The organism is Flavobacterium sp. P21 (assembly GCF_050632225.1).
GTDB lineage: Bacteria > Bacteroidota > Bacteroidia > Flavobacteriales > Flavobacteriaceae > Flavobacterium.
In genome coordinates, this window is record NZ_CP192585.1 from 795027 (window position 1) to 819292 (window position 24266).

26 protein-coding genes and 1 pseudogene are annotated in these 24266 nt (G+C 34.6%); 12 read left to right on the top strand and 15 right to left on the bottom strand.

Going from position 1 to position 24266, the window contains the following annotated elements; translation table 11 throughout:
- The first annotated feature begins 23 nt into the window (after positions 1 to 23).
- The 4 genes from ACQ9BO_RS03865 to ACQ9BO_RS03880 all read left to right on the top strand — a co-directional run bounded on the left by ACQ9BO_RS03865 (position 24) and on the right by ACQ9BO_RS03880 (position 1577).
- Positions 24 to 518, top strand: coding sequence for a hypothetical protein (locus tag ACQ9BO_RS03865; RefSeq protein WP_431243700.1), 495 nt, complete (start codon positions 24 to 26; stop codon positions 516 to 518).
- A complete protein-coding gene (locus tag ACQ9BO_RS03870) occupies positions 476 to 1018 on the top strand; it encodes a TlpA family protein disulfide reductase (protein WP_431243701.1) in 543 nt (180 codons plus the stop codon). The genes ACQ9BO_RS03865 and ACQ9BO_RS03870 overlap by 43 nt, the downstream gene beginning before the upstream one ends.
- A gap of 210 nt (positions 1019 to 1228) precedes the next feature.
- Positions 1229 to 1378 (top strand): hypothetical protein, encoded by a 150-nt coding sequence (locus ACQ9BO_RS03875; protein WP_431243702.1) that lies wholly within the window; start codon positions 1229 to 1231, stop codon positions 1376 to 1378.
- The gene (locus tag ACQ9BO_RS03880) at positions 1341 to 1577 is read left to right on the top strand and encodes a toxin-antitoxin system YwqK family antitoxin (protein WP_431243703.1); all 237 of its coding nucleotides are present in this window, start codon (positions 1341 to 1343) and stop codon (positions 1575 to 1577) included. The genes ACQ9BO_RS03875 and ACQ9BO_RS03880 overlap by 38 nt, the downstream gene beginning before the upstream one ends.
- A 35-nt stretch (positions 1578 to 1612) precedes the next feature.
- On the opposite strand, the gene ACQ9BO_RS03885 is transcribed toward ACQ9BO_RS03880, so the two are convergent.
- From ACQ9BO_RS03885 to ACQ9BO_RS03935, 11 genes are all read right to left on the bottom strand, one after another.
- Positions 1613 to 2740 (bottom strand): PepSY-associated TM helix domain-containing protein, encoded by a 1128-nt coding sequence (locus ACQ9BO_RS03885; protein ID WP_431243704.1) that lies wholly within the window; start codon positions 2738 to 2740, stop codon positions 1613 to 1615.
- Positions 2741 to 2913: 173 nt separating this feature from the next.
- Positions 2914 to 3255, bottom strand: a complete 342-nt coding sequence (locus ACQ9BO_RS03890) for a hypothetical protein (RefSeq protein ID WP_431243705.1) — start codon at positions 3253 to 3255, stop codon at positions 2914 to 2916.
- Positions 3191 to 4393, bottom strand: coding sequence for a PepSY-associated TM helix domain-containing protein (locus ACQ9BO_RS03895; RefSeq protein WP_431245060.1), 1203 nt, complete (start codon positions 4391 to 4393; stop codon positions 3191 to 3193). Before ACQ9BO_RS03895 ends, ACQ9BO_RS03890 begins: the two co-directional genes overlap by 65 nt.
- Before the next feature lie 74 nt (positions 4394 to 4467).
- On the bottom strand, positions 4468 to 4770 hold the full coding sequence (locus ACQ9BO_RS03900) for a hypothetical protein (RefSeq protein WP_431243706.1): 303 nt from the start codon (positions 4768 to 4770) through the stop codon (positions 4468 to 4470).
- Positions 4771 to 4843: 73 nt separating this feature from the next.
- On the bottom strand, positions 4844 to 5119 hold the full coding sequence (locus ACQ9BO_RS03905) for a hypothetical protein (RefSeq protein WP_431243707.1): 276 nt from the start codon (positions 5117 to 5119) through the stop codon (positions 4844 to 4846).
- A gap of 61 nt (positions 5120 to 5180) precedes the next feature.
- Entirely contained in the window at positions 5181 to 7631 is a 2451-nt protein-coding gene (locus ACQ9BO_RS03910) for a TonB-dependent siderophore receptor (protein ID WP_431243708.1), read from the bottom strand.
- A gap of 217 nt (positions 7632 to 7848) precedes the next feature.
- Complete coding sequence (sucB, locus tag ACQ9BO_RS03915; RefSeq protein WP_431245061.1) at positions 7849 to 8772, bottom strand: dihydrolipoyllysine-residue succinyltransferase; 924 nt, start codon at positions 8770 to 8772, stop codon at positions 7849 to 7851.
- A complete protein-coding gene (locus ACQ9BO_RS03920) occupies positions 8769 to 9131 on the bottom strand; it encodes a biotin/lipoyl-containing protein (RefSeq protein ID WP_431243709.1) in 363 nt (120 codons plus the stop codon). Before ACQ9BO_RS03920 ends, sucB begins: the two co-directional genes overlap by 4 nt.
- Before the next feature lie 56 nt (positions 9132 to 9187).
- Entirely contained in the window at positions 9188 to 11233 is a 2046-nt protein-coding gene (locus tag ACQ9BO_RS03925) for a 2-oxoglutarate dehydrogenase E1 component (RefSeq protein WP_431243710.1), read from the bottom strand.
- Between the two features lie 22 nt (positions 11234 to 11255).
- The gene (locus tag ACQ9BO_RS03930; protein WP_431243711.1) at positions 11256 to 11834 is read right to left on the bottom strand and encodes a hypothetical protein; all 579 of its coding nucleotides are present in this window, start codon (positions 11832 to 11834) and stop codon (positions 11256 to 11258) included.
- Positions 11831 to 11962: a 2-oxoglutarate dehydrogenase E1 subunit family protein gene (locus tag ACQ9BO_RS03935; RefSeq protein ID WP_431243712.1), complete on the bottom strand. Its 132-nt coding sequence runs from the start codon at positions 11960 to 11962 to the stop codon at positions 11831 to 11833. The genes ACQ9BO_RS03930 and ACQ9BO_RS03935 overlap by 4 nt, the downstream gene beginning before the upstream one ends.
- Positions 11963 to 12148: 186 nt before the next feature.
- Between ACQ9BO_RS03935 and ACQ9BO_RS03940 the strand changes: the two genes are divergently transcribed.
- Both ACQ9BO_RS03940 and ACQ9BO_RS03945 read left to right on the top strand, forming a co-directional pair.
- Positions 12149 to 12631, top strand: coding sequence for a hypothetical protein (locus ACQ9BO_RS03940; RefSeq protein WP_431243713.1), 483 nt, complete (start codon positions 12149 to 12151; stop codon positions 12629 to 12631).
- A 51-nt stretch (positions 12632 to 12682) separates the two neighbouring features.
- On the top strand, positions 12683 to 13096 hold the full coding sequence (locus ACQ9BO_RS03945; protein WP_431243714.1) for a hypothetical protein: 414 nt from the start codon (positions 12683 to 12685) through the stop codon (positions 13094 to 13096).
- Between the two features lie 166 nt (positions 13097 to 13262).
- Here the strand turns inward: ACQ9BO_RS03945 and ACQ9BO_RS03950 are convergent, their stop codons facing one another.
- The 4 genes from ACQ9BO_RS03950 to ACQ9BO_RS03965 are packed head-to-tail and all read right to left on the bottom strand — an operon-like array spanning position 13263 to position 15386.
- The gene (locus ACQ9BO_RS03950; protein WP_431243715.1) at positions 13263 to 13616 is read right to left on the bottom strand and encodes a hypothetical protein; all 354 of its coding nucleotides are present in this window, start codon (positions 13614 to 13616) and stop codon (positions 13263 to 13265) included.
- Between the two features lie 25 nt (positions 13617 to 13641).
- Entirely contained in the window at positions 13642 to 13827 is a 186-nt protein-coding gene (locus tag ACQ9BO_RS03955; RefSeq protein WP_431243716.1) for a hypothetical protein, read from the bottom strand.
- A 1-nt stretch (position 13828) separates the two neighbouring features.
- Entirely contained in the window at positions 13829 to 14398 is a 570-nt protein-coding gene (locus tag ACQ9BO_RS03960) for a hypothetical protein (RefSeq protein WP_431243717.1), read from the bottom strand.
- Between the two features lie 13 nt (positions 14399 to 14411).
- Positions 14412 to 15386 carry a polyprenyl synthetase family protein gene (locus ACQ9BO_RS03965; protein ID WP_431243718.1) on the bottom strand — a complete coding sequence of 325 codons (975 nt, stop codon included), beginning with the start codon at positions 15384 to 15386 and terminating at the stop codon, positions 14412 to 14414.
- Between the two features lie 260 nt (positions 15387 to 15646).
- On the opposite strand from ACQ9BO_RS03965, the gene ACQ9BO_RS03970 reads away from it, so the two are divergent.
- The 6 genes and pseudogenes from ACQ9BO_RS03970 to ACQ9BO_RS03995 all read left to right on the top strand — a co-directional run bounded on the left by ACQ9BO_RS03970 (position 15647) and on the right by ACQ9BO_RS03995 (position 24247).
- Positions 15647 to 16168 carry a YceI family protein gene (locus ACQ9BO_RS03970; protein ID WP_431243719.1) on the top strand — a complete coding sequence of 174 codons (522 nt, stop codon included), beginning with the start codon at positions 15647 to 15649 and terminating at the stop codon, positions 16166 to 16168.
- 105 nt (positions 16169 to 16273) lie between these two features.
- Positions 16274 to 16873, top strand: a complete 600-nt coding sequence (locus ACQ9BO_RS03975; RefSeq protein WP_431243720.1) for a TetR/AcrR family transcriptional regulator — start codon at positions 16274 to 16276, stop codon at positions 16871 to 16873.
- 18 nt (positions 16874 to 16891) lie between these two features.
- Positions 16892 to 18223 carry a TolC family protein gene (locus ACQ9BO_RS03980; protein WP_431243721.1) on the top strand — a complete coding sequence of 444 codons (1332 nt, stop codon included), beginning with the start codon at positions 16892 to 16894 and terminating at the stop codon, positions 18221 to 18223.
- 9 nt (positions 18224 to 18232) lie between these two features.
- Complete coding sequence (locus ACQ9BO_RS03985; RefSeq protein ID WP_431243722.1) at positions 18233 to 19300, top strand: efflux RND transporter periplasmic adaptor subunit; 1068 nt, start codon at positions 18233 to 18235, stop codon at positions 19298 to 19300.
- A gap of 92 nt (positions 19301 to 19392) precedes the next feature.
- Entirely contained in the window at positions 19393 to 22569 is a 3177-nt protein-coding gene (locus ACQ9BO_RS03990) for an efflux RND transporter permease subunit (RefSeq protein WP_431243723.1), read from the top strand.
- Positions 22570 to 22979: 410 nt separating this feature from the next.
- Positions 22980 to 24247, top strand: a pseudogene (locus tag ACQ9BO_RS03995) (TCR/Tet family MFS transporter).
- Positions 24248 to 24266: the final 19 nt, after the last annotated feature.

Consider the following 24266-nt stretch of genomic DNA (forward strand, 5'->3'; position numbering starts at 1 on the left):
ACTAAAAACAAATTTTAATATCTATGAAAAAACTTTTTGTTGCAGGAATGTTGATTTTTAGCGCCCTGAATGTCATTGGTCAAGCGAAAAATCAAGTAAAATTTACGGCTAAAATTGCTAACCGAAATAGTGACACCCTTGTGATTAAGGCAAGAAATGGTTTTAAGCAAGTGATCCCTATTGATAAAAAAGGGGTTTTTGTTGCAGTTTTTGATGCACCAAAAGGGTTTTATGTTTTTTCTGATGGAACGGAATCGTCAAACTTGTATTTAAAACCAAATTCTGAAATTAACTTAACAATGGATGCCAAAGAATTTGATGAAACTATTGTTTATAAAGGGAAAGGTGTCAATGAAAGTAATTTTCTGGCACAACAGGCGTTGAAAGATGAGAAATTTCAGAACGAAGCCTTTACTAAAGAGGCGACTGAATTTACTGCTCTTTTAGAAAAAAGAAAAAAACAGATAATGAAAATTTGGAAAAAGGAGATTTTGACCCTGAATTTAAAACGGCATTAAAAAGTAGTTTCGAAAGTTTTAATCAATATGCGTCTGAGGAATATGAAAGAGTAGCGAAAGCAAAGAGTCTGATTGGGAAACCTTCACCTGAATTCGATTACGAAAATTTTAAAGGAGGAAAAACAAAACTGGCTGACTTAAAAGGAAAATATGTTTATATAGACCTTTGGGCTACTTGGTGTGCGCCATGTAGAGCTGAAATTCCGTACTTGCAAAAAGTGGAAGAGAAATATCATGGAAAAAATATTGAGTTTGTGAGCATTTCTATTGATAAAGCAAAAGACAATGAAAAATGGAAGAAGTTTGTAGTAGACAAAAATTTGGGTGGTGTTCAATTATTTGCTGATAAAGATTGGACTTCTGAGTTTGTTGTGAACTATGGAGTTACCGGAATTCCGAGATTCATATTAATTGATCCTCAGGGCAATATTGTAAATTCTGATGCTCCAAGACCATCTGATCCAAAACTTGTTGAGCAATTAAATGCATTATTGAACTAATTTATTTACGAAATCGAGAACGTTATCGTAACATTCTCATTTTCATAAAATACCAGCAAAACCAGTGCTTCGGCGCTGGTTTTTTTGTTTTGAAAGATTTTCCAATGTTAAGTTTTTATTCAATGTTACCAAATTGTTAAGCAAAAGTTTTTTTAATGTAAACAATTAACTATATTTGATAAAGATTTCTTAACATTAATACCTACAGATATGAAAAAGAGTGTAATTTTAGTCGCGTTATTGTTCTCTGGAATGTTAGTTGCGCAGGAGACAAAACCTGAATTAGAAGCCGTTGGAAACAAGGTAAAAGCTACTTATTACTATGAAAATGGGAATGTGCGAGCAGGAAGGCTTTTTTAAGGATGGCAAGCTTGATGGTGTTTGGGTATCTTATGACGAAAAAGGAAATAAAAAAGCCGTTGGAGAATACGCAGACGGAGTGAAAACTGGAAAATGGATTTTCTTTACTGAAGACACTTTAAAAGAGGTAGCTTATGTAGACAACAAAGTTAGTTCAGTAAAAAATCTACAGAAAAATGCTTTAGCAAACAGAAATTAATGATTTCGACGAATTATAAAAAACCGTCTCGTTTTTTAACGAGACGTTTTTTTTATGTTTTTATGTTTCGATTTTTTACTGCGTCCAAACCAGATTATAAAACCAGTAACTGGAAGTGCCGAAGCCAGTAGACTGATCATAAAAGCAATTATTTTACCCGGAAGATCCAAAACTTGTCCGGTATGAATTCCATAATTCATTTCGACAACTTGCAATCCAAGTGTTTTTTTGCCAAAAGGCTGACTTTGAATCAATTTTCCATCAGCAGGATGAAAGTAATAATTACTCTGCTGATCGTATCGTAATGTATGCGGATAAGCGCCTGTACTCACAATTGCATCTTTTTGTTGCGGAACCATAACAAAAAACATTTCGGCTTTTGGCTGTAATTTTATGGTTTGTACAAAAGCTTTGTCAATTGCATTAACAGAATTTGTTTTGAATTTTGTGGTATCGATTTTTGGGGTTTTTGTTTCCGCGACTTTATCTCCGCCAAAATTGAAGGTTTTGTAAATTCCATCGCCAACCCATTCGTAGGTGAAAGTTAAACCTGTAATTGCTAGAATCAGCGCAATCAGCGCAATGTAAAATCCAGTAGTATTGTGCCAGTCATAATTTACGCGGCGCCATTTGGCATTCCATTTAATGGTAAAACTTCTTTTAATATCGCTTTTGCGTTTTGGCCACCATTGAATAATTCCAGAAATCAGCAACAAAATAAAGATTATCGTTGCACCGCCAATAATGTGTTTTCCGATATAATCGGGTAGAAGCAAATACAAATGAATGTATTCAACGATGATGAAAAAATCGGTTTTTGGATTTTCTGTTTTTAAATATTGACCCGAATACGGATTGAAATACAGGTATAAATTCTCAGTGTCAGAATACGTATAAGCAATAGCCGATCTGTTTTTTCCATAATAAGCGACCATGCTGATTTTGTTCTTCGGAACAATTTCTTTTGCTTTTTCTTTTAAAACCGACGGCAGTAAAAATGGTTTATTTTGAGGTTTCACGAGACGCCATTCTTTTCGAGTAACATCTTTTATTTCGTCATGAAAACAGAAAATACAGCCCGTAATACAGACTATAAAAACAATAAGCCCGGAAATTAATCCGAGCCATTTATGCAGAAAACGTATTTTCGTTTTGAATCCCATTTTTTGATTAAAAGCGTAAAATTATGCTCAAAATCTATATGGGACAAATAATTCTAATTATTTTGTTTGCGGTAAAGTTTTTCTCACGCAGATTCCGCAGATTTGGCGGATTTTTTTAAATATTATCTGCTAAATCTGTGGAATCTGCGAGAGAAACTCCATTTGGTTCTTTTTTAAGAAACTGCTTGTTTTGGTTTTAAATGATAAGCAGTATAGAGCGATATTGATGCTAGGAAAATCCAGAAAACATCTATAAAGAAAATCTGAATTTTGTTTTCCATGAAAGAAGTCCAAAACCAATTTCCAGAAACAAGTCCGTTGGTGATTGGAATTAAAAATCCTAAAATACTTCCTGAAATCAGGCAGAATTTATTGGTAAAAGCGTCATTCTTTTTGATGATGAAGAAAATTGTCAAGACTAACCATCCGCCAAAATAAATTTTAAACAAATCAGATTGACTTAAAGGATAGAAAATTTTGCTTCCAATAAAAGCCAAAGCCGTAATAGGATACATGCTCAAACAAATTGCCAAATAAATACGAACAACTGCGGCTGTTGAAACGTCTTTTCTTTTCAGGCAGATTATTTTTTTGTCTGGCAACAAGCCAAATCATAACGCCAGAAATAATTACAAAACAAGTAATGATTCCAAGTACAAAACTTACGATTTTTAGAGCATATCCGCCATAATCGCCAAAATGAATTCGGTACAAAACATTTTTTACAACATCAAGATAACTTGTTTGCAATACAGGATCTTTTTTTGCAACCACTTTTCCGTCAGAAACGCGGTAAAGAACCTTTCCAATTCCAGTAAATTTTTTGTTGTTCATTAATTCGCCTTCAACCAAAACGTGCATATTGATATCGCCATAATTTTGGATATACACGCGTGTAACTTCAAAATCGGCCCAATTGCTTTTTGCTTTTGCAACCAACTCATTTATGTTAAAAGGATTAGCTAAATTCTTTTTTCCAAAATCGTAATCAGCATCTGTATATTCTAATTCTTTATACAATTTGTCCTGATCGCCATTATATAAAACTTTTACAGCTGGTGCCACAATCAAGAGCTTAATCATGAAAAAAGCTCCGGTTACGGCATAAACAAATTGAAAAGGCAAGCCGATCATTCCTAAAGCTGTGTGGGCATCTGTCCAAAGTGTTTTTAATTTTTCTTTTGGACGGAACATGTAAAAATTGGATACAATTTTTTTCCAGTGCAATAAAACTCCCGTTACAATTGCGAATAAGAAAAACAAAGCTGTAAAGCCCGAAAGGTAATAACCGACAGGATAAGGAATTTGTGCGAAAAAATGCAGACGATACAATAATTCTCCCACAGAATAAGCTTCTTCGTAAGTATAGGATTTGTAGTTTTTGTTGTTCAGATAAAAATAATCGCCAAGACGTTGCTTTTTTGGAACCAGCGAATCTTTTGTTCCTCCGAGCGAAACAGCAACTCGGTTTTCTAGGTATGGCTTAGAAATCGTAATATTTCTTGCGTGCAAAACATATTTTTTGTCCAAATGTTGCAAGGCATCATTGTAATCTAGTTGAATTTCTTTTGTTTGTGCTGTAGATTCACTTCTTTCCCAATTGACGATTTCGTCTCTAAAAAAGAAAAAGATCCAGCAAAGAAAATTACAAATAACGCTACGCTAATTACAATTCCGCTGACAGTATGTGTATGAAAATAGATATTATAATGACGGTTGTTCATAGATTAGTGCGCCGTTTGATTATAGGTATGACCCAAGTAGATAAAAAGACAAAATAGAAGACTTAGAAGAATATAAATGAGCCAGATTTTCCAGCCACTTTTAGCCAAAAAAGCAATCACCATCAATGCCACCCAAAGAATGAATCCGCTGAAAGCCATTGTTATCAAAACATCAGCGCGATTGAACCAAGAAGCTAAAGCCAAATGGAAACTTACAGAGACGAAATATCCGCCTAAAATTGCCGCAGTAATTTTGAGAAAACGAGGCAAAAAAGCCGGGGTTAAATATTTTGGATTGGCTGGCATAAGAATTAAGAAAGTTTAGTTGTAATAGAATTCTAAAATGGCAACAAAAACAAGCAATGCTAGAAGTGCTTTACTATTTACTTTTTTTAATGGAGTCAGAATAATAATTAGACTTCCAACAGTCATCAACTGAATAAAAAACATTAATGTTCCACAGCCTAAAGACTTTGTAAAAAGCCACATAAAATATCGTTATGACCAATAGAAATAATCCAGTGATTTTAGTTTGTCTTGGATTTCGTTGCATCCATTTTTCAAACCCTAAATCATACGATAAAGTGGCTCTTTTTGAGGTGTAATAAAGCGTATAAAAAGCTAAAAAAACGACAAGACTGGCAATTGTTATCATAATTTCTAGAATTTAAAAACACCTTTCTGGTTTCAATAGAAAGGTGTTTGTTGTTTGTTTTTTATAATTTGTACGTAAAACTTGCGACAAATGTTCTAGGATCTTTTGGATGAATTGTTGACCATCCGTCATAGATTTCTTTGTTTGCGATGTTGTTTAACTTAAGTGTAATAGCAAATTTTTCTGTACTGTAAAATAAAGAAGAGTTAAGCTCTGTATATTCTGGAATTGTAAATGTTCCTGAAACAGATCTGTTCATGATCTTGTTGTCTCCAACATAATTTCCACCAAATCCTAAACCAAAACCTCTTAAAGTTCCACTAGTGAATTTGTAGCTAGCCCATAAGTTTGCCAAGTTGTAAGCTCCAGCACTTTCTGGTCTGAATCCTACAAAGTCGGCATCTCCTTCTGTTAAAGTAGCATCATTGTAGCTATAGCCAAGAATAATGTTTAAGCCTGTAATTGGATTAGCGATAAATTCGGCTTCAAAACCTTTATTGTGTTGTCCGCCGTCTTGGTAGTTTGTTACATCAGTTGCGTTTGGTCTTACGCTGTAAGCCATATTAGTAACTTTAATGTCGTAGTAACTTAAAGTAGCGTATAGTTTATCTTTGAAAATATTCAATTTTGTACCAAATTCGATTTGGTTAGCATGTTCAGGATCAAATGTTACTGGAGTTCTCACAGTTCCATTTACGTTTTCGCTAGGCGCTACATTTGAAAATCCATTCATGTAGTTTGCGAAAATAGATACTTTGTCAATGATAGGCTGATAAACCAATCCGAATTTTGGAGAGAAAGAAGTTTGATTATAATCATCAGCATCTGTAGAAACATCTCCAGAATTCATAAAACGATCCGCACGTAAACTTACCATTGCAGAAAAAGCAGGAGTGAAGTTGATTACATCTGAGAAATAAGCGCTATAAACTTCTTGTTTCGTTTTGTTGTTGTTTCTTGGAGCATCTCCAACAATTGCGTCGGATCCTGCTTTAGTCAAGTCTCCTGTATCACCATTTGAAGGTCCGAAAATGGCATTAAATGTCGCTAAATTATCTCCGACATATACATAACCATTTCCAAAATAGCTTGTACCACGATCAAGACCAACTCTGTTATAGTAATCTAAACCAACTACAAGTCTGTTTCTTAAACTTCCGATTTTAAAATCACCAATGAAGTTTTGTTGCACATCAAAAGTTACGTTTTTGTTGTCTTGGTAGTTGAAGTATCTTGCCAAAACAATTCCGTCTCCGGGTTTCATTGGTGTATAAGCAGTTCCTTCATATAAATAAGCGTAATTTCCAGTTGACTTAGCGTTGCTTGTAGAGAATATAGTTTGTGAAGTCCATTGGCTAGAAAGCTTATAATTCATTTGCGCCTGAATGTTGTAAGAAGGCGTTTTGATTGTCAATTCGTCGCTTGTGTAAGAACGTTTGTTGTCGTATTTTAATTCAGCGATATTGTGAACTCTTAAAGGATTTCCTCTGTCTAAAAACAACATAGTTGGGTTTGTTGTTTCATTAGTCATGAATTCTGTATTTACTAAGAACGATAATTTATCATTTACTTCGTAAGATAATGATGGAGCAATAAAAAATGACTCTCTAAAGCCAGCATCTTGAAAAGTATTTTGCTTGTTGTAAGCCGAATTAATTCTAAAGTTAAGTGTTTTTTTATCGTTAAGAGAGGTGTTAAGATCTACAGTTGCACGATTCAATCCATAGCTTCCAACGGTGTAATTTACGTCGCCGCCAAATCCTTTGTAAGGTCTTTTTGTTGTTGTGTTAATTAATCCACCATATGAAATTAAGCTACTTCCAAATAAAGTTCCAGAAGGCCCTTTAATAATTTCAACTCTGTCAATATTTGCAGGATCCAAACTTCCGTTTGTCAAGCCTGGAACACCATTTACAATTGTAGCTTGAACAGGGAATCCTCTTAAAGAGTAGTAACTTGCACCGTCACCTCCACGTCCTGTTGAAGCCCAAAGTTGCGTAACACCAGGAGCATTTTTTAAGGCATCATCAAATGTAGTAACTACTTGTTCTTTTAAAACGCTTCCGGTAATTGTTGTATAAACTTGAGGGTTTTCAAGATTTTTAAGTGGCAATCTTGAAACTTGTTGGTTGTCTTTGCGTACAAAACTATTTTTGCGACCATTTACAACTATTTCTGTTAATTCTTCTGAATTTGAAGTTAGGTTTACATTTTCAGTTAATTCTTGTCCTTCGACAACAGTGATCTTTTTTTCTGTTGTATTATAACCAACTGCCGAAACTTTTAAAGTGTAACTTCCTGGCTTAACATTTTTGATTTTGTAATTACCTTGATCATCTGCAATTGTTCCAAATCTTGTGCCTTTTAAAGCGATCGAAATGCCTTCAGGAGATTCATTATTATTTAAAGATATTTTGCCTTTAACAGTTGCTTTTTCTTGAGCAGATAATGTTGCGCCTGTCAATAAGAAAAGACAAAAAGCTAAAACAGAAATTGTAAATTTTAATTTCATTTTTATTTAGAATTAATTTTAATAGTGCAAATTTAATTGTTGACAGCCAACTATACAAGCTATTTTTATTTATTCTAAATTAAATTTTTTTAAAGGGTAAAATTTACATTTCTTCAAAAAATTAACATCTTAAGCTAAAATTAAGCTAATCTTAAGCAAAAAAAGCCTGTTCAAATTGATGAACAGGCTTTTTATTATGATTGAAAATTATTTAAAATTACAACTCTAAAGCACGTTTAGCGTCGCCATTCATCAATAATTCTAATGGATTTTCTAATGCTTCTTTTACAGCAACCAAGAAACCAACTGACTCACGTCCGTCGATGATTCTGTGATCGTAAGAAAGAGCAACATACATCATTGGGTGAATTTCAACTTTTCCGTTTACAGCGATTGGACGCTCGATGATGTTGTGCATTCCTAAAATTCCTGATTGTGGAGGGTTGATAATTGGAGTAGACAACATACTTCCAAAAACTCCACCGTTAGTGATTGTGAAAGTTCCTCCAGTCATATCGTCAACTGTAATTTGACCGTCACGAGCTCTTAAAGCTAATCTTTTGATTTCAGCTTCAATTCCACGGAAAGTTAAGTTTTCAGCGTTACGAACAACAGGAACCATTAATCCTTTTGGTCCAGAAACAGCGATAGAGATATCACAGAAATCGTAGTTGATTTTGTAATCACCATCCATCATTGAGTTAACATCTGGGTATAATTGTAATGCTCTTGTAACTGCTTTTGTAAAGAATGACATGAAACCTAAACCTAAACCACCATGTTTAGCTTTGAAAGCATCTTTGTATTCATTACGGATATTGTTGATTGGCGTCATGTTTACTTCGTTGAAAGTAGTAAGCATAGCTGTTTCGTTTTTAGCCGAAACTAATCTTTCTGCTACTTTACGACGCAACATAGATAATTTTACACGTTCAGTTCCACGGCTTCCTCCAGTTGGAGTTCCCATAGAAGGTACCGCGTTTACAGCATCATCTTTAGTGATTCTTCCGCCTTTACCAGTTCCTGAAACAGTTGCTGGAGCAATATTTTTTTCATCTAGTATTTTTCTTGCTCGCTGGAGATGGAGTTCCCGCCGCATAGCTTGTTGCCGCTGGAGCTGGAGCCGCTTTTGGAGCTTCAGCCTTTGGAGCCTCTGCTTTCGGTGCTTCTGCTTTTGGAGCTTCTGCTTGCTGGTGCGGCTGGAGCGCTTCCTGCTGGTTTTGCGGCATCTGTATCAATTAAACAAACTACAGCGCCTACTGCTACAGTATCTCCTTCTTCAGCTTTTAGTGTAATTACACCGCTCATTTCAGCAGGTAATTCAAGAGTAGCTTTATCTGAATCAACTTCAGCAATCGCTTGATCTTTTTCTACATAATCTCCGTCTTTTACTAACCAAGTTGCAATTTCAACTTCTTTTATTGATTCCCCTGGTGATGGGACTTTCATTTCTAAAATCATCTTGTTTTTGTTTAAGGTTTTTATGGTTTCATGTTTCAAGTTTCAGTTTGTTAAACTTGAAACATGGAACATGAAACTTGAAATAATTTTTTTAATTATCTAAATAAGTTTTTATCGAATACCATTCTAATTGCATCGGCGTGACGACGTTTTGCACGTGTGTAACTTCCTGATGCTGGAGCAGAATAAGCTTTTAATGAAGCCAATCTCCATTTGATGAAATCAAAGTTCATTAACATAAAGCTGTAAGCTCCCATGTTTTTTGGTTCTTCTTGCGCCCAAACATAATCATCTGCATTTGGATATTTTGCAATGATTTCTTTGATTTGCTCTGCTGGGAAAGGGAATAATTGCTCGATACGAACAACTGCGACATCATTTCTTCCGTTGTTTTCTCTTTCAGCCACAATATCATAGTAGAATTTACCTGTACAGAAAACCAAAGTTTTTACTTTCTTTTTATCTACCGTATTGTCGTCAATAGTTTCTTGGAAACTTCCTGTTGCTAATTCCTCAACTGTTGATACGCATCTTGGGTCACGTAATAAACTTTTTGGAGAGAAAACTACCAATGGTTTACGGAAATTCGTTTTCATTTGTCTTCTCAACAAGTGGAAGAAGTTTGCTGGCGTTGTACAATCTGCAACATACATATTATGTCTTGCACAAAGTTGTAAATAACGTTCCATTCTTGCAGAAGAGTGTTCAGCACCTTGTCCTTCATATCCGTGTGGCAATAACATTACAATACCATTTTGGTTGTTCCATTTATCTTCTCCACAAGAAATATATTGGTCAATCATGATTTGAGCACCATTAGAGAAATCTCCAAATTGTGCTTCCCAGATTGTCAAAGCTTTTGGGTTTGCTAGTGCATATCCATAATCAAAACCTAAAACTCCGTATTCAGATAATAAAGAGTTGAATACTCCGAATTTTCCTTTTTTGTTTTCAATTCCGTTTAATAGAATTACTTCTTCTTCAGAATCTTCCACTTTAACTACCGCATGACGGTGAGAGAAAGTTCCTCTTTCTACGTCCTGTCCAGAAATACGAACGTCAAATCCTTCTGTTAAAAGAGATCCGTAAGCTAATGCTTCTGCAGTTCCCCAGTCAAGAGTATTGTTGTCGTATCCAACTTTTCTGTCTGTAACAATTTTAGTTATCTTATTGATGAACTTTTTGTCTTCTGGTAAAGTTGAGATTGTATTGATGATAGAATCTAATCCTTCTTTAGAGAAAGTAGTATCAACTTTTTGAAGCATTTGTGTATCAGTTACCTGAACAAATCCTTCCCATTCGTTTTTCATGAATGGAGTGATTATCGTCAAATCTTTTTTACGAGAAGCTTCTAAGTTTTCTTCTAATTTAGATTTGTATTGTTTTTCTAAACCATTAACATAAGAAGCATCGATTACACCGTCAGAAAGTAATTTCTCAGCGTAGATGTCTCTTGGGTTTTTATGTTTAGCGATGATTTTATATAAAACTGGTCGCGTGAAACGAGGCTCGTCACCTTCGTTATGACCGTATTTTCTGTATCCTAATAAATCGATAAATACGTCGCGTCCAAATTGCATTCTGTAGTCTAATGCAAAAGATACAGCGTGAACAACAGCTTCAGCATCGTCAGCATTTACGTGTAATACTGGCGAAAGAGTAACTTTAGCAACGTCTGTACAATATGTAGATGAACGAGCGTCTAAATAGTTAGTCGTAAATCCAACTTGGTTGTTGATTACAATATGGATTGTTCCTCCAGTTTTGTATCCATCAAGTCGCGCCATCTGAATAATTTCATATAAAATACCTTGACCTGCGATTGCGGCATCTCCGTGTACTGCGATTGGCAATACTTTAGAGAAATCATCAGCATAATATTTATCTTGTTTTGCTCTTGTGATACCTTCAATTACAGCTCCAACGGTTTCTAAGTGAGAAGGGTTTGGCGCTAAATTGATGTTGATGCTTTTTCCAGATCTAGTTTTTCTGTCGGCAGTAAGACCTAAGTGGTATTTTACGTCACCGTCAAAATATTCCTGATCGTAATCTTTTCCGTCAAACTCACCAAAAATATCCTGAGTAGATTTTCCGAAGATGTTTGCCAAAACGTTCAAACGACCACGGTGAGCCATTCCCATTACGAATTGTTCAACACCTTTTTCAGCTGACTTGCTCGATCAAAGCATCTAAAGCAGGAATGATAGATTCTCCACCTTCTAATGAGAAACGTTTTTGCCCAACATATTTAGTATGAAGGAAATTCTCAAAAGAAACTGCTTCGTTTAGTTTATTTAAGATTGTTTTCTTTTCTTCAGTAGAGAAAGTAGGCTGATTAACATTTACAGCTAACTTGTCTTGAATCCATTTTACAACGCCAGGATTTCTGATATACATGTATTCAATACCAATATGCTGGCAGTAAATAGCTTTTAAACGGTTTACGATATCTTGTAAAGAAGAAGGTACCATTCCGATTGTCTGAGCAAGATCAAAAACTGTTGAAAGATCAGTCGCCGATAGACCGAAGTTCTCGATGTCTAAAGTTGGCGAAGATTGTCTGCGGTCACGAACAGGATTTGTCTTCGTGAATAAATGCCCGCGCGTACGGTATCCGTCAATTAATTTTAAAACGTTGAATTCTTTCTTTAGTTTTTCTGAAACCTGACTGTAATCTGTGTTGTCGCTTGTCACGTACTCAACAATTGTTTGCACAGGATTTTCGTCATTATAAGTCGTCATTCCAAAGTCAAAACCTTGAAAAAACTTCTCCAGCTAGGCTCAACGCTGTCTGGGTTAACTAAATATTGATCGTATAATTGTGCAAAAAACTCGGTATGCGCTGCGTTTAAAAATGAAAACCTATCCATAATATGAGTGAATATACTTTTTTGTTATATAGAAAGGCAAAAGTACAACAATCACATTTATTTAAATCTTTTTTTACGTACTTTTACGTAAAAATTTGTTAAAATAAACGTTAACTATGAATAAAAATCAAATTTCAATCGTTTTCAATTCTTTTTTTGTGATTTTGGCAGTTTTATTTTCAACCAATGTTAAAGCGCAGACAAAATTATGTTATAGACAATAGCAATCACTTTTGGGAAAAAGTGCAATTTGGCGGCGGACTCGGATTGGGTTTTGGGTCTGGATATACTAATATTTCAGTTATGCCAAGCGCCATTTATAATATAAATCCAATTGTTTCTGTGGGAGTTGGATTGCAGTTTGGTTATTTGTATCAAAAAAATTATTACGAATCTTTTGTTTGGGGAGGAAGCGGGATTGTACTCGTAAACCCGATTCCGCAAGTTCAATTATCTGCCGAATTAGAGCAAGTTAGGGTAGATACGGATTATGAACAATATTATAATCAGCCTAGTTATTCCGATTCTTATTGGAATACTGCTCTTTATCTTGGAGCGGGTTATAGAACTGGAAATGTCACTATTGGCGGACGTTACGATGTTTTGTATAATCCGAATAAAAGCCTTTATGGATCTGGATTTATGCCTTTTGTGAGAGTTTATTTTTAAAGGTGCTAAGGTTCTGAGATGCTAAGATTCTGAGGTTTTAAATACAGGAATTTGAAGAAATATATAATTGTAATTGCAGTAATTTTAGCGTTGAGCCGCAATAATTCTAAAAAAGGAAATATTGAAAATGAAAAGGTTGCAAAAAAAGAATTGCGACCTTTTTTCGATTCCGATGAGATTGACCATTATTATTTGAATTTTTCGGATGAAGATTTTACAAAAATTATGATGAAAGAGAAGAATACTAAAAAAGAGCTAGCTTTTATAGATTTATTCGTTCATCATTTTCCAGATGCTATTCCTAAAGAAAATTTCGAAAAAATTCTTTTGAATTATAACTATAAAAAATCAAATTTATCACTTAAACAGCAGAAAGAGATTGAAAATGTGTTTAGTGAAAAAGATTCATTGCAAGATACTTTCGCGACGATGTGCAGCAGAATATCGCGATATTTTTCTTTTTAAAAAGCGTAAAGAAACGGTAGGAATAGTAAAGATTTGTTTCAAATGCGGCCGTGTTCAATTTATAGGAAATAAGATTGACACTGAAGGATTTGGACTTTGGACTGAGTTAAAAAAATTACATAATATTATTCGTCCCAATGAGAAAAAACTTAGAATCTTAGCATCTTTATTTATAATAATTCCGAAACCAAACCTTTTGCCATTCTCTTTTTAAAATTAAAAAAGAAACTTGTTCAGCTAGAATCACTAAATCTGAGCCATCAAGTTGCTTGATTTCATTTTCAGGAACATCAATAATGTAAAGCAGATTTAAATATTCAGCAAATTTGTACTGAATCATTCGGTAGATCTTTTCATGAAGTTGAATCTTCAATTCTTCAGGTAAGATACTCAGCGGAAAATCAATTCCTTCATTTGCCAAATTGAAATCTTTGTTGAGTTGCTCAACTAATTTCAGGTACAAAGATTCCTTTTGAGCTTCTTCAAAGAGCAATTCTGTATTTAATGGCGAAACATACATAATTTAAAAATTAGAAATGACAATTTTAAGATTCAATAACAATTTCAATAGGTTTGCCTGTTGTTTTTGATTTCCAATAATCAACAATTTTAGTCAGCAATATATCGCCTCCTGCATAGAAAAAAACAGCTCCCATTGGCGGGTTGGATGTCGGAATTAGTCCGAAGGTTTTGGGTACCCATTTCCAGCATTTAAAGTAGGTTCCAGCCAATTCAATAAATATAACACAAAGGGCTATGAAATAATACAAGTTTTGCCATTTTTTTCTTTTTAAAAGCAAAAAGAAAAATATCCCAAAAATAAGCGAAAAAATATCTTTCAGAAAGAATCCGACAGCTAAAAACAATATAGTAAAAGTCTGCGGCAAAGCATTTTCTGAAGAAATTATCATACTTAACTGCTAATTGCGTATGTGCAAAAACATAACCCGAAGCAAAAACAATGGCATGGCCAAAAGGAACATAAATTGGAATCAATTCAGTTCTGTAATTGTACATTTCGAGCGACGTGCAAAAGATAAATTCACCTAAATAAGATAAAAAGACCATTACAAACATTAGTTTCCTTAAATAAGAATCTGAAAACCAAAAGAAAAATGAAAAATAAAGCACAGATAAAACATTTGTAATGTCGCGTCCTTCAAAAAAATGCTCTTTAAAATAAACACTGTCAATTCCTAAAGCCAAAAGCGTGAAAAACGGAAAGCTGATGGCAAAAAACAACTGTATTTTGGCGTTGTAATTTTTGTCATTAAAAAAAAGAACATTGATTAGGTTGTTCATAAAGTCTTGTCTGTTAAACTTTTCGGCCCATTAAGTTTTCTCCAAATGTCCTTAGGATATTTTTCTTTTCATCATTAATATCCATTTTTTCTAAAGTTTCAAAAGCTTTAAAAGTGTACATTTCTATTGCGTCTTGCGTTGCTTTTGAGGCGCCAGATTCGTTAAAAATGGTTTTTGCAGTTTCGATTTTTTCTAAATTTTCATCCAATTGCAAAGTGAATAATTTTTGTAACTCGGTTGCTTTTTCTGGAGTTGAAAATTCTAAGGCTTTTAAGTATAAATATGTTTTTTTGTTTTCGATGATATCGCCACCAACTTGTTTTCCAAAAGTTGCTGGATCTCCAAAAGCGTCTAGGTAATCATCTTGGAGTTGGAAAGCTAATCCTAAATTCAATCCGAAATCATAAATCAAATCAGCTTCTTTTTCTGAAGTCTTGGCAACAATTGCACCCATTTTCATTGCGACGACAACTAAAACGGCTGTTTTGTATTCGATCATTTTTAGATATTCCGGAATAGTAACGTCGTTTCTTTCTTCAAAATCAACATCCCACTGTTGGCCTTCGCAAACTTCAAGTGCAGTTTTGCTGAATAATTTGGCTAAATCTCTAAAAACTGCGGGTTCATATTGCTCAAAATATTGATAAGCAAGGATCAGCATGGCATCGCCAGATAAAATTCCGGTATTGATATTCCATTTTTCATGCACCGTTTCTTCTCCTCTTCGCAAAGGCGCATCATCCATAATGTCATCATGTACAAGGGAGAAATTATGAAAAACTTCTACTGCCATTGTCGCCGGTAAAGCGGTTGTATAATCAGTATCAAAAACTTCTGAAGCCATTAAAGTAAGCACAGGGCGCATGCGTTTTCCGCCAAGTCCTAAAATATATTCAATAGGCTCATAAAGGTTTTTAGGTTCTTTTTGTATGCTTTGTTTTTTTAAGTAACTAATAAAAAAATCTTGGTACTGACTAATATCGTGCATAAAATGAAATTCTGATTTTCGAGGCTCAAAGATACAATTCAATTATGAATAATCTATATTAAATGCGACTATGATTTTATTGTTTGATGCAATCGCAGTGATTTTTGGATTCTTAAAATTATTTTTCAAAAAACTTGGAAACTTTTTTGGTATTCAGAGTTTCCCGTGTATATTTGCGGCTCAAAATGGAAACTTTGAATACTCTGAAAGTTTCCGTATGAAATTTAGATAATTTATAAGTTTTTCAAAATCAAATATTTATGAAAACAACTTGGACTTTAGATTCGACACAATCGGATGTTTTAATAAAAATGAGACATTCTAAAATTGCCTACTTAGGAGGCATTACCAATAAATTTGGAGGTTATGTGGATATTGAAGATAATGAAATTGAAGACGCATCGGTTGAGTTTTCATTGGATATAAACAATAAAAATGAAAGTTTCCAGCAGATAGATTCGCATTTGCAACTTCAGGATTTTTTTGACGAAGATGAGCATCCGATTATCAGTTTTAAATCGACTTCATTTCAAAGAGTAAACAATAACATCAACTTCTTTAAAGGCGATCTAACCATAAAAGATGTGACTAGAGTAGTTGAATTGGATGCTGAATTCATCGGCATGAATAACTATAATGGAGAGAAAAAAGTAGCTTTTGAGATCAAAGGAAATATTAAACGCCAAGATTTTGGGCTTGATTATGATTCTTTTAATCATCAGAATGGCGAGGCGCTTGGAAAAGATATAAAATTAATTGCAAATTTGGAATTTAGCATATAATTCTTACATAATGAATAAATTAATGTAAAATTATTACAAATATAACGGAAACTATTTTCCTGATTTTAGTTTCCTAAGTATATTTGCAATACAATGAAAATCAAAATGAAAGAGAAAATTATATCAAAAGCTAGTGAGTTGTTTTTGAAACTTGGTTTTAAAAGCGTCACCATGGATGATATTGCAGGTGAAATGTGTATTTCAAAAAAAACGATTTACAAATATTTCTGCAACAAGGAAGTTTTAATCGAAGAAAGTACTTCGATGGTTCACAGGCAGGTTCACGAAATCATGGATACCATTATAGCAAAGAATTATAATGCGATTCAGGAGAATTTTGAGATTAGAGAAATGTTTCGTGATATGTTTAAAAACAATATTGATACTTCGCCTATTTATCAATTAAAAAAACATTATCCAGAGATTTATCAAAATATTTTGTCTTTTGAAATCGATCAGTGTACACAATGTTTTAGAGATAATATTGAAAAAGGAATTCGCGAAGGTCTTTATAGAAGTGATTTAAATGTAGAGGTTTACGTTAAATTTTACTACACTCTGGTTTTCCATATCAATGAAAATACTGTTTCTGAGAGTGAAGCGCAAAGAATAGAATTAGAAGCACTGGAATATCATACCAGAGCGATGGCCACTCAAAAAGGAATAGAAGAATTAGAAAAACAACTTAAGAAACTTACCGCTTAATCGCCAATATATATATTTATGAAAAAAATAATTGTAATACTGTTGTGTAGTCTTGGCCTGTCTGCCAATGCACAAGTCACGTTAACCTTAAAAGACGCGCTTGTTTATGCGCTTCAAAATAAAGCCGATGCCAAAAAGGCAAAATTACAGGTTGAAAACAGCGAATACCAAATTCAGGAAATTCGTTCTAGAGCGTTACCTCAGATTTCTGCAAATGGAAACTTAACTCATAATCCGATAATTCAGACAACGGTTATTGATGGAGCTGGTTTTGGTCAGCCAGGAACTACGATTCAGGCGGCATTTGGTCAAAAATGGACTTCAAACGCAGGGCTTTCATTAACTCAAGCTATATTTGATCAATCGGTTTTTACAGGGTTAAGAGTCGCAAAATCGACTCGCGAATTTTATCAAATCAACGATCAATTAACAGAAGAACAGGTTATTGAAAGAGTAGCAAACAACTATTACTCTGTATATGTACAACGTGAGAGATTAAAATTGCTAGATAGTACTTATTTTAATACTACGAAAGTTCATGATGTTGTAAAAGGGCAATTTGATAATGGTTTAGCTAAGAAAATAGATTTAGACCGTATTATCGTAAAATTGTCAAACATTGATACAGATCGTCAACAAGTTAAAAATCAAATTGAATTACAAGAAAATGCTTTGAAGTTTTATATGGGAATGCCGATAGAAACTCAAATCATTATCCCAAAAGAAGAATTTGAAGCTGTTCCTGCATCATTAACTGAGGTTCCAAATGTTGAAAACAGAACAGAATATCTGCTTTTGAAAAAACAAGAAGAACTATTAGTATTCAATAAAAAAGCGGTTGAAGCTGGATATTATCCAACACTTTCTTTAACTGCTGGTTATAACTATATTGGTCAAGGGCCACAATTTCCTTGGTTTGCAAAGCCTTCTGATGGTGTTTATTGGTCAGATTATGCCGCAATTGGATTGAATTTACACGTACCGATTTTTACAGGATTTGGAACTCGTGCTAAAGTGAGACAAGCTGATGTACAAATCAGAGAACTTCAGGAAGATATTAAAGATACCAAACTGTCTCTTGATCTGGATTACAGAAATGCAATGGCGCAAATCGATAACAATATGGTAACCATCCAAAACCAACAAGAAAATATGCGTTTGGCTCGTGAAATTTTGAGCAATACAAAAAACAATTATCTGCAAGGTTTAGCATCATTAACAGATTTGTTAGATGCTGAAAATGCACATCAAGAGGCTCAAAATAATTATACAAGAGCTGTTTTAAATTACAAAATTGCCGAAGTGGCATTAATCAAATCAAAAGGCGAACTAAAAACTCTTATTAAATAACTAATTACAATGAAGAAGACTATTACAACAATCGTAATCATAATCATGACTTTGGGTGTGATTGGGTATGTTTTAAATAACAATAAGAAAAAGAATAAGGAAAAAACAGATGTCGTAGCTGAGAAAAATGTCGCGGTTTCAGTTAAAGTTACTCCAGTAAAAACAGAAGTAGTTTCATTAGATTTCGTTGCTAACGGAAATTTCGCCCCAACTCAGGAATTGACTTTCTCTGCTGAAAAATCTGGAAAAGTAATTAGTGTTTTAGCTAAAGAAGGGGATTACGTAAGAGTAGGTCAGACGTTGTTGACAATGAGAGGCGATATCATTAATGTAAATGCTCAACAAGCTCAGGCAGTCTATAATAATGCAAAATCTGATTATGCGAGATATGAGAATGCTTTTAAAACTGGCGGTGTTACAAAACAACAATTAGATCAGGCAAAATTGGCTTTGACAAATGCTCAGTCTAATTTAACTCAAGCAAATATCAATGTTGGTGATACAAAAGTAAAAGCGCCAATCAACGGATTCATCAATAAAAAATATATTGAGCCAGGATCTATCTTGACTGGAATGCCAGCAACTGCATTATTTGATATTGTAAATACTTCAAAATTAAAATTGACTGTTACTGTAAACGAAAACCAAGTGGCAAGCTTGAAATTACATGATAATATCAATGTTACAGCAAGTGTTTATCCTGATAAAACTTTCCCAGGGAAAATTACTTTTATCGTCGCAAAAGCTGACGCAAGTTTAAATTTCCCAGTTGAAATTGAAATTACAAATAATTCAAACAACGACTTAAAAGCTGGTATGTACGGAACAGCAAATTTTGCATCTAAACAGCAAAAACAAAGCTTAACAGTTGTACCAAGAAATGCATTTGTTGGAAGTGTGAGCAGTAACGAAATTTTTGTAGCTGAAAACGGTGTTGCAAAATTGAAAAAAGTTGTTGCAGGAAGAATTTTAGGAGATCAAGTAGAAATCATCAGCGGATTATCTGACGGAGAAAAGGTAATTACTACAGGTCAAATCAACTTACAAGACGGAAATACAGTAGAAATTATTAAATAATTATTGGCTTTAAGCCGTAAGCTATAAGCTTTAAGCTATTTTAAAAAAGCCTAAAGCCTATTGCTTGCGACCTACAGCATAAAGTAACAAATATGAAATTAGCCGAAATATCCATAAAACGTCCGTCGTTGGTAATTGTATTGTTTACAATTCTGACTCTTGGTGGATTGTTCAGCTACAGCCAATTGGGCTACGAGCTGATCCCAAAATTTGAACAAAACGTTATTACGATTTCTACTGTTTATCCTGGAGCTTCTCCAAGTGAGGTAGAAAATACGGTAACCAAAAAGATAGAAGATGCGATTGCGTCTTTAGAGAACGTAAAAAAGATTGACTCAAAGTCGTATGAAAGTTTATCTATCGTTTCGATTACACTGACATCAAATGCAAAAGTCGATTTTTCTTTGAATGATGCACAGCGTAAAATCAATGCGATTATTAGTGATTTGCCAGATGACGTTAAAACGCCGGCATTAACCAAATTCTCGCTGAGTGATTTACCAATTATGACGCTTGGTGCCAATGGAAAAATGGACGAAGTCGCCTTTTATGACTTGATCGATAAAAAAGTTGCTCCTATTTTATCTCGTGTACAAGGTGTGGCACAGGTAAATATTATTGGTGGTTCTGAGCGTGAAATTCAAGTGAATCTTGATGCTGTAAAAATGCAAGGTTACGGACTTTCTGTTCCGCAAGTACAACAAAACATTTTGACTTCAAACTTGGATTTCCCAACAGGAAACATCCAGACTCGTAACCAAAAAATATTAATTCGTTTAGCGGGTAAATATAAAAGTGTTGAAGAATTAAGAAACCTTGTAGTTTCTTCTCAAAACGGAATCCAGATTCGTTTAAGTGATATTGCTGATGTTCAGGATACACAGAAAATTGCTGAAAAAATATCACGTGTAGATCAAAAAAGCGCAATTGTACTGCAAATCATCAAACAATCTGATGCAAATGCGGTAGCGGTTAGTGAGCAATTATTAAAAACAATTGCAACGCTTGAAAAAGATTATAAAGTTAATCAGCTTAAATTAGAAGTTGCAAAAGATAGTACGATCTTTACTCTTGAAGCGACAGATTCTGTTGTTCACGATTTATTGATTGCGGTAATTCTGGTAGCATTTGTAATGTTGTTTTTCTTGCACAGTATCAGAAACTCATTGATTGTAATGGTCTCGATTCCTGCGTCGTTGATTGCAACTTTCATCGGAATTTATTTAATGGGATATACGTTGAACTTAATGAGTTTACTTGGTTTATCTCTTGTTGTTGGTATCCTTGTGGATGACGCGATTGTGGTATTGGAGAATATCTACAGGCACATGGAAATGGGTAAAAGCCGAATCCGTGCTTCGTATGATGGAACAGCTGAAATTGGTGGAACGGTAACTTCGATTACATTAGTAATTGTTGTAGTATTCTTGCCGATCGCGATGAGTTCTGGATTGGTTTCTAACATTATTACGCAGTTCTGTGTTACGGTAATTATCTCAACGATGTTGTCATTGTTGGCTTCGTTTACAATTATCCCTTGGTTGTCTTCTCGTTTCGGGAAATTAGAGCATATCGAAGGAAAAAATTTATTCGGAAGAATCATTCTTGGTTTCGAAAACTATTTAACACGTTTCACTGACTGGGTTTCTCATTTATTGACTTGGTGTTTGGATCATTATATTAAAACTTTTATAGTCGTAATTGTATTGTTCTTTGCTTCAACCATTGGATTAATGGGCGGAGGTTTCATTGGAGGAGAGTTCTTTGCTTCTTCTGATAGTGGAGAGTTCTTAGTTCAGATTGAAATGCCAAAAGATGCTTCATTGGAACAAACGAACTTCATGACACAAAAAGCAGAAGCATTCTTAAAAGCACAGGAATATGTTCACAGCCAAATTACAACGGTAGGACAAACTTCTGAAGGTTTTGGAGCTTCTCAGGCAACAGCATACAAAGCAGAGATTGACGTAAAAATGATCGAGCAAAAAGACCGTACTGATGATGCGAATGTTTATGCGGCAAAAATCAAACGTAAGCTTGAAAAAGTATTAGTTGGAGCAAAAGTAAAAACGGTTCCGGTTGGTATCTTAGGTACTGCTGAAGATGCTACTTTAGGATTGATCGTAACAGGTCCTTCTACAGAAGCGGCAATGGCATTTGCTAAACAAGCTGAAGCTGAATTAAGAACTATTCCTGGAACAACAGAGATCAAATTAACAGTTGAAGACGGAAACCCTGAAATCAACGTAAAAGTAGATCGTGATAAAATGGTCGCTTTAGGTTTGACACTTCAAACAGTTGGTTTAACCATGCAAACAGCTTTTAGTGGAAACACAGATGGTAAATACAGAGCTGGAGAATATGAGTACGATATCAATATTAGATACAATTCATTCGACAGAAAAAGTATTACTGACGTAAGCAATTTGATTTTCATCAACAATGCAGGGCAACAAATTAAATTGTCTCAATTTGCTGATATTACTGAAGGTTCTGGACCTAGCCAGTTAGAGCGTAGAGACAAATCGGCGTCGGTAACCGTAAAAGGACAAAACGTTGGGGTGCCATCTGGAACAATTGTTCAACAATGGCAAGTTAAATTAGATAAATTGAAAAAACCAGCTGGAGTTAACTACATCTGGGGTGGTGACCAAGAGAACCAATCTGAAGGATTTGGTACTTTAGGAATCGCATTATTAGCCGCTATTATTTTGGTTTACCTTGTAATGGTGAGTTTGTATGACAGTTTCGCGCACCCATTCGTAGTATTGTTCGCTATTCCGCTTTCGTTCATTGGAGCGATGCTGGCACTAGCATTGACAAACAACTCTTTGAACATCTTTACCATTTTGGGTATCATCATGTTGATTGGTCTGGTGTGTAAGAATGCGATCATGCTTGTCGATTATACGAACCAACGAAGAGCCGCTGGAGAATCAATCAGAACAGCGTTGATTCAAGCAAACCATGCTCGTTTGCGTCCGATCTTGATGACAACAATTGCGATGGTATTTGGTATGTTCCCAATTGCATTGGCAAAAGGAGCTGGAGCTGAGTGGAAAAACGGATTGGCTTGGGTAATTATTGGAGGTCTGATTTCTTCTTTATTCCTAACCTTGATTGTGGTTCCTGTAATTTATAACATTATGGAGAAATTAATTCAGAAATTCTCTAAAGGAGAAAAAATCGATTACGAAGCTGAAATGGTGGCTGATTACACGCCAACAGAATTAAGCGAAGACGGTTTTAATCCGAAACATACGCATTAATAGTTTTTAATTTTGATTTGAAAATCCCAAATTCCGCCCGAATGGAATTTGGGATTTTTTTTGAATTGAGAATAAAGATATTTCACGCAGATTTTAAACAGATTTAAGCAGATTAAAAATGATTTCGTTTACATTATTAAATATAGCCCGTGGTTTCAACCGCGGGTACACAATGCATATAATACGTCTCCCGTGGTTGAAACCACGGGCTATGTTGAGCTAGAGGATAAAATTTCAACAGATCAAATTAGAATAAATCTGCGCTTATCTGCTTAAATCTGTTTAAAATCTGCGTGAAAGAATTATAGACAATTTTAAGTTGGAATTTGGATTTTTTTATTGAGAATTGAAAAGCTGATATTAAAAAACATCAGCTTTTTTGTTTATTTGCATGACCTTATTAAATTATTATGCTACAAAAAGATAAATCTGCGGCGATTGGTTTCATTTTCATAACCATGTTGATTGACATTACCGGATGGGGAATCATTATTCCTGTAATTCCAAAATTAATCGAAGAACTGATTCACGGAGACATCAGTGAGGCGGCAAAAATTGGTGGCTGGCTGACTTTCGCGTATGCCATAACTCAGTTTGTATTTGCGCCAGTAATTGGAAATTTAAGTGATAAATTCGGAAGAAGACCAATTATCTTGATTTCTCTTTTTGGATTTTCATTAGATTATTTACTGCTTGCTTTTTCACCAACAATTATTTGGCTTTTTATCGGAAGAATTATTGCAGGAGTCACTGGTGCTAGTATTACAACAGCTTCTGCCTATATTGCCGATGTAAGTACAGCCGAAAACAGAGCGAAAAACTTTGGGTTGATTGGGGTCGCTTTCGGATTAGGATTTATCATAGGTCCTGTTATTGGTGGTTTGCTAGGTCAATACGGATCTAGAGTTCCATTTTATCGTCACGGCTGATTTTGTGTATGGTAAATTTCCTTTACGGATTTTTCATTTTGCCAGAATCTCTTAAAAAAGAAAATCGAAGACCTTTTGATTGGAAACGTGCCAATCCCGTTGGTGCAATTTTGGGTTTGAAAAAACATCCCGAATTAATTGGGTTGATTTCAGCAATATTTCTTTTGTATGTAGGTTCTCACGCAGTTCAGAGCAATTGGAGTTTCTTTACCATTTATCAATTTAATTGGAATGAGAGAATGATTGGAATTTCATTGGGAATAATCGGATTGTTAGTTGGTGTTGTTCAGGGAGGATTAATTCGTTTTATTAATCCGAAATTAGGAAATGAAAAAAGTATTTATGTTGGTTTGGCCCTATATACAGTCGGAATGTTATTGTTTGCTTTTGCAACAGAAAGCTGGATGATGTTTGTGTTTTTGATTCCGTATTGCCTTGGCGGAATTGCTGGGCCTGCACTTCAGTCTGTTGTTGCCAGCAAAGTATTACCAAGCGAGCAAGGAGAAATTCAAGGAACTTTGACCAGTTTAATGAGTGCCTCCTCGATTATTGGTCCGCCAATGATGGCCAATACTTTTTACTTTTTTACTCATAGTGATGCGCCATTTAAATTTGCTGGAGCGCCTTTTATTTTGGGTGGTTTTTTAATGTTATTGAGTACAGTTGTTGCTTATTTTTCATTGAAAAAACATACAGTTCCAAAAACAGAAATTAAACAACCAGAAATTAAACAACCAGAAATTGAATAAAAACAAAAAGCCTTCATTT

Excerpts from the sequence above, each read along its gene's own strand:
- ACQ9BO_RS03865 (WP_431243700.1), top strand. The coding sequence starts at position 24 with ATGAAAAAACTTTTTGTTGCAGGAATGTTGATTTTTAGCGCCCTGAAT.
- ACQ9BO_RS03875 (WP_431243702.1), top strand. The coding sequence starts at position 1,229 with ATGAAAAAGAGTGTAATTTTAGTCGCGTTATTGTTCTCTGGAATGTTA.
- ACQ9BO_RS03880 (WP_431243703.1), top strand. The coding sequence starts at position 1,341 with ATGAAAATGGGAATGTGCGAGCAGGAAGGCTTTTTTAAGGATGGCAAG.
- ACQ9BO_RS03885 (WP_431243704.1), bottom strand. The coding sequence starts at position 2,740 with ATGGGATTCAAAACGAAAATACGTTTTCTGCATAAATGGCTCGGATTA.
- ACQ9BO_RS03890 (WP_431243705.1), bottom strand. The coding sequence starts at position 3,255 with ATGTATCCTATTACGGCTTTGGCTTTTATTGGAAGCAAAATTTTCTAT.
- ACQ9BO_RS03900 (WP_431243706.1), bottom strand. The coding sequence starts at position 4,770 with ATGCCAGCCAATCCAAAATATTTAACCCCGGCTTTTTTGCCTCGTTTT.
- ACQ9BO_RS03905 (WP_431243707.1), bottom strand. The coding sequence starts at position 5,119 with ATGATAACAATTGCCAGTCTTGTCGTTTTTTTAGCTTTTTATACGCTT.
- ACQ9BO_RS03910 (WP_431243708.1), bottom strand. The coding sequence starts at position 7,631 with ATGAAATTAAAATTTACAATTTCTGTTTTAGCTTTTTGTCTTTTCTTA.
- ACQ9BO_RS03925 (WP_431243710.1), bottom strand. The coding sequence starts at position 11,233 with ATGGGAATGGCTCACCGTGGTCGTTTGAACGTTTTGGCAAACATCTTC.
- ACQ9BO_RS03930 (WP_431243711.1), bottom strand. The coding sequence starts at position 11,834 with ATGACGACTTATAATGACGAAAATCCTGTGCAAACAATTGTTGAGTAC.
- ACQ9BO_RS03935 (WP_431243712.1), bottom strand. The coding sequence starts at position 11,962 with ATGGATAGGTTTTCATTTTTAAACGCAGCGCATACCGAGTTTTTTGCA.
- ACQ9BO_RS03940 (WP_431243713.1), top strand. The coding sequence starts at position 12,149 with ATGTTAAAGCGCAGACAAAATTATGTTATAGACAATAGCAATCACTTT.
- ACQ9BO_RS03950 (WP_431243715.1), bottom strand. The coding sequence starts at position 13,616 with ATGTATGTTTCGCCATTAAATACAGAATTGCTCTTTGAAGAAGCTCAA.
- ACQ9BO_RS03960 (WP_431243717.1), bottom strand. The coding sequence starts at position 14,398 with ATGAACAACCTAATCAATGTTCTTTTTTTTAATGACAAAAATTACAAC.
- ACQ9BO_RS03965 (WP_431243718.1), bottom strand. The coding sequence starts at position 15,386 with ATGCACGATATTAGTCAGTACCAAGATTTTTTTATTAGTTACTTAAAA.
- ACQ9BO_RS03970 (WP_431243719.1), top strand. The coding sequence starts at position 15,647 with ATGAAAACAACTTGGACTTTAGATTCGACACAATCGGATGTTTTAATA.
- ACQ9BO_RS03975 (WP_431243720.1), top strand. The coding sequence starts at position 16,274 with ATGAAAGAGAAAATTATATCAAAAGCTAGTGAGTTGTTTTTGAAACTT.
- ACQ9BO_RS03980 (WP_431243721.1), top strand. The coding sequence starts at position 16,892 with ATGAAAAAAATAATTGTAATACTGTTGTGTAGTCTTGGCCTGTCTGCC.
- ACQ9BO_RS03985 (WP_431243722.1), top strand. The coding sequence starts at position 18,233 with ATGAAGAAGACTATTACAACAATCGTAATCATAATCATGACTTTGGGT.
- ACQ9BO_RS03990 (WP_431243723.1), top strand. The coding sequence starts at position 19,393 with ATGAAATTAGCCGAAATATCCATAAAACGTCCGTCGTTGGTAATTGTA.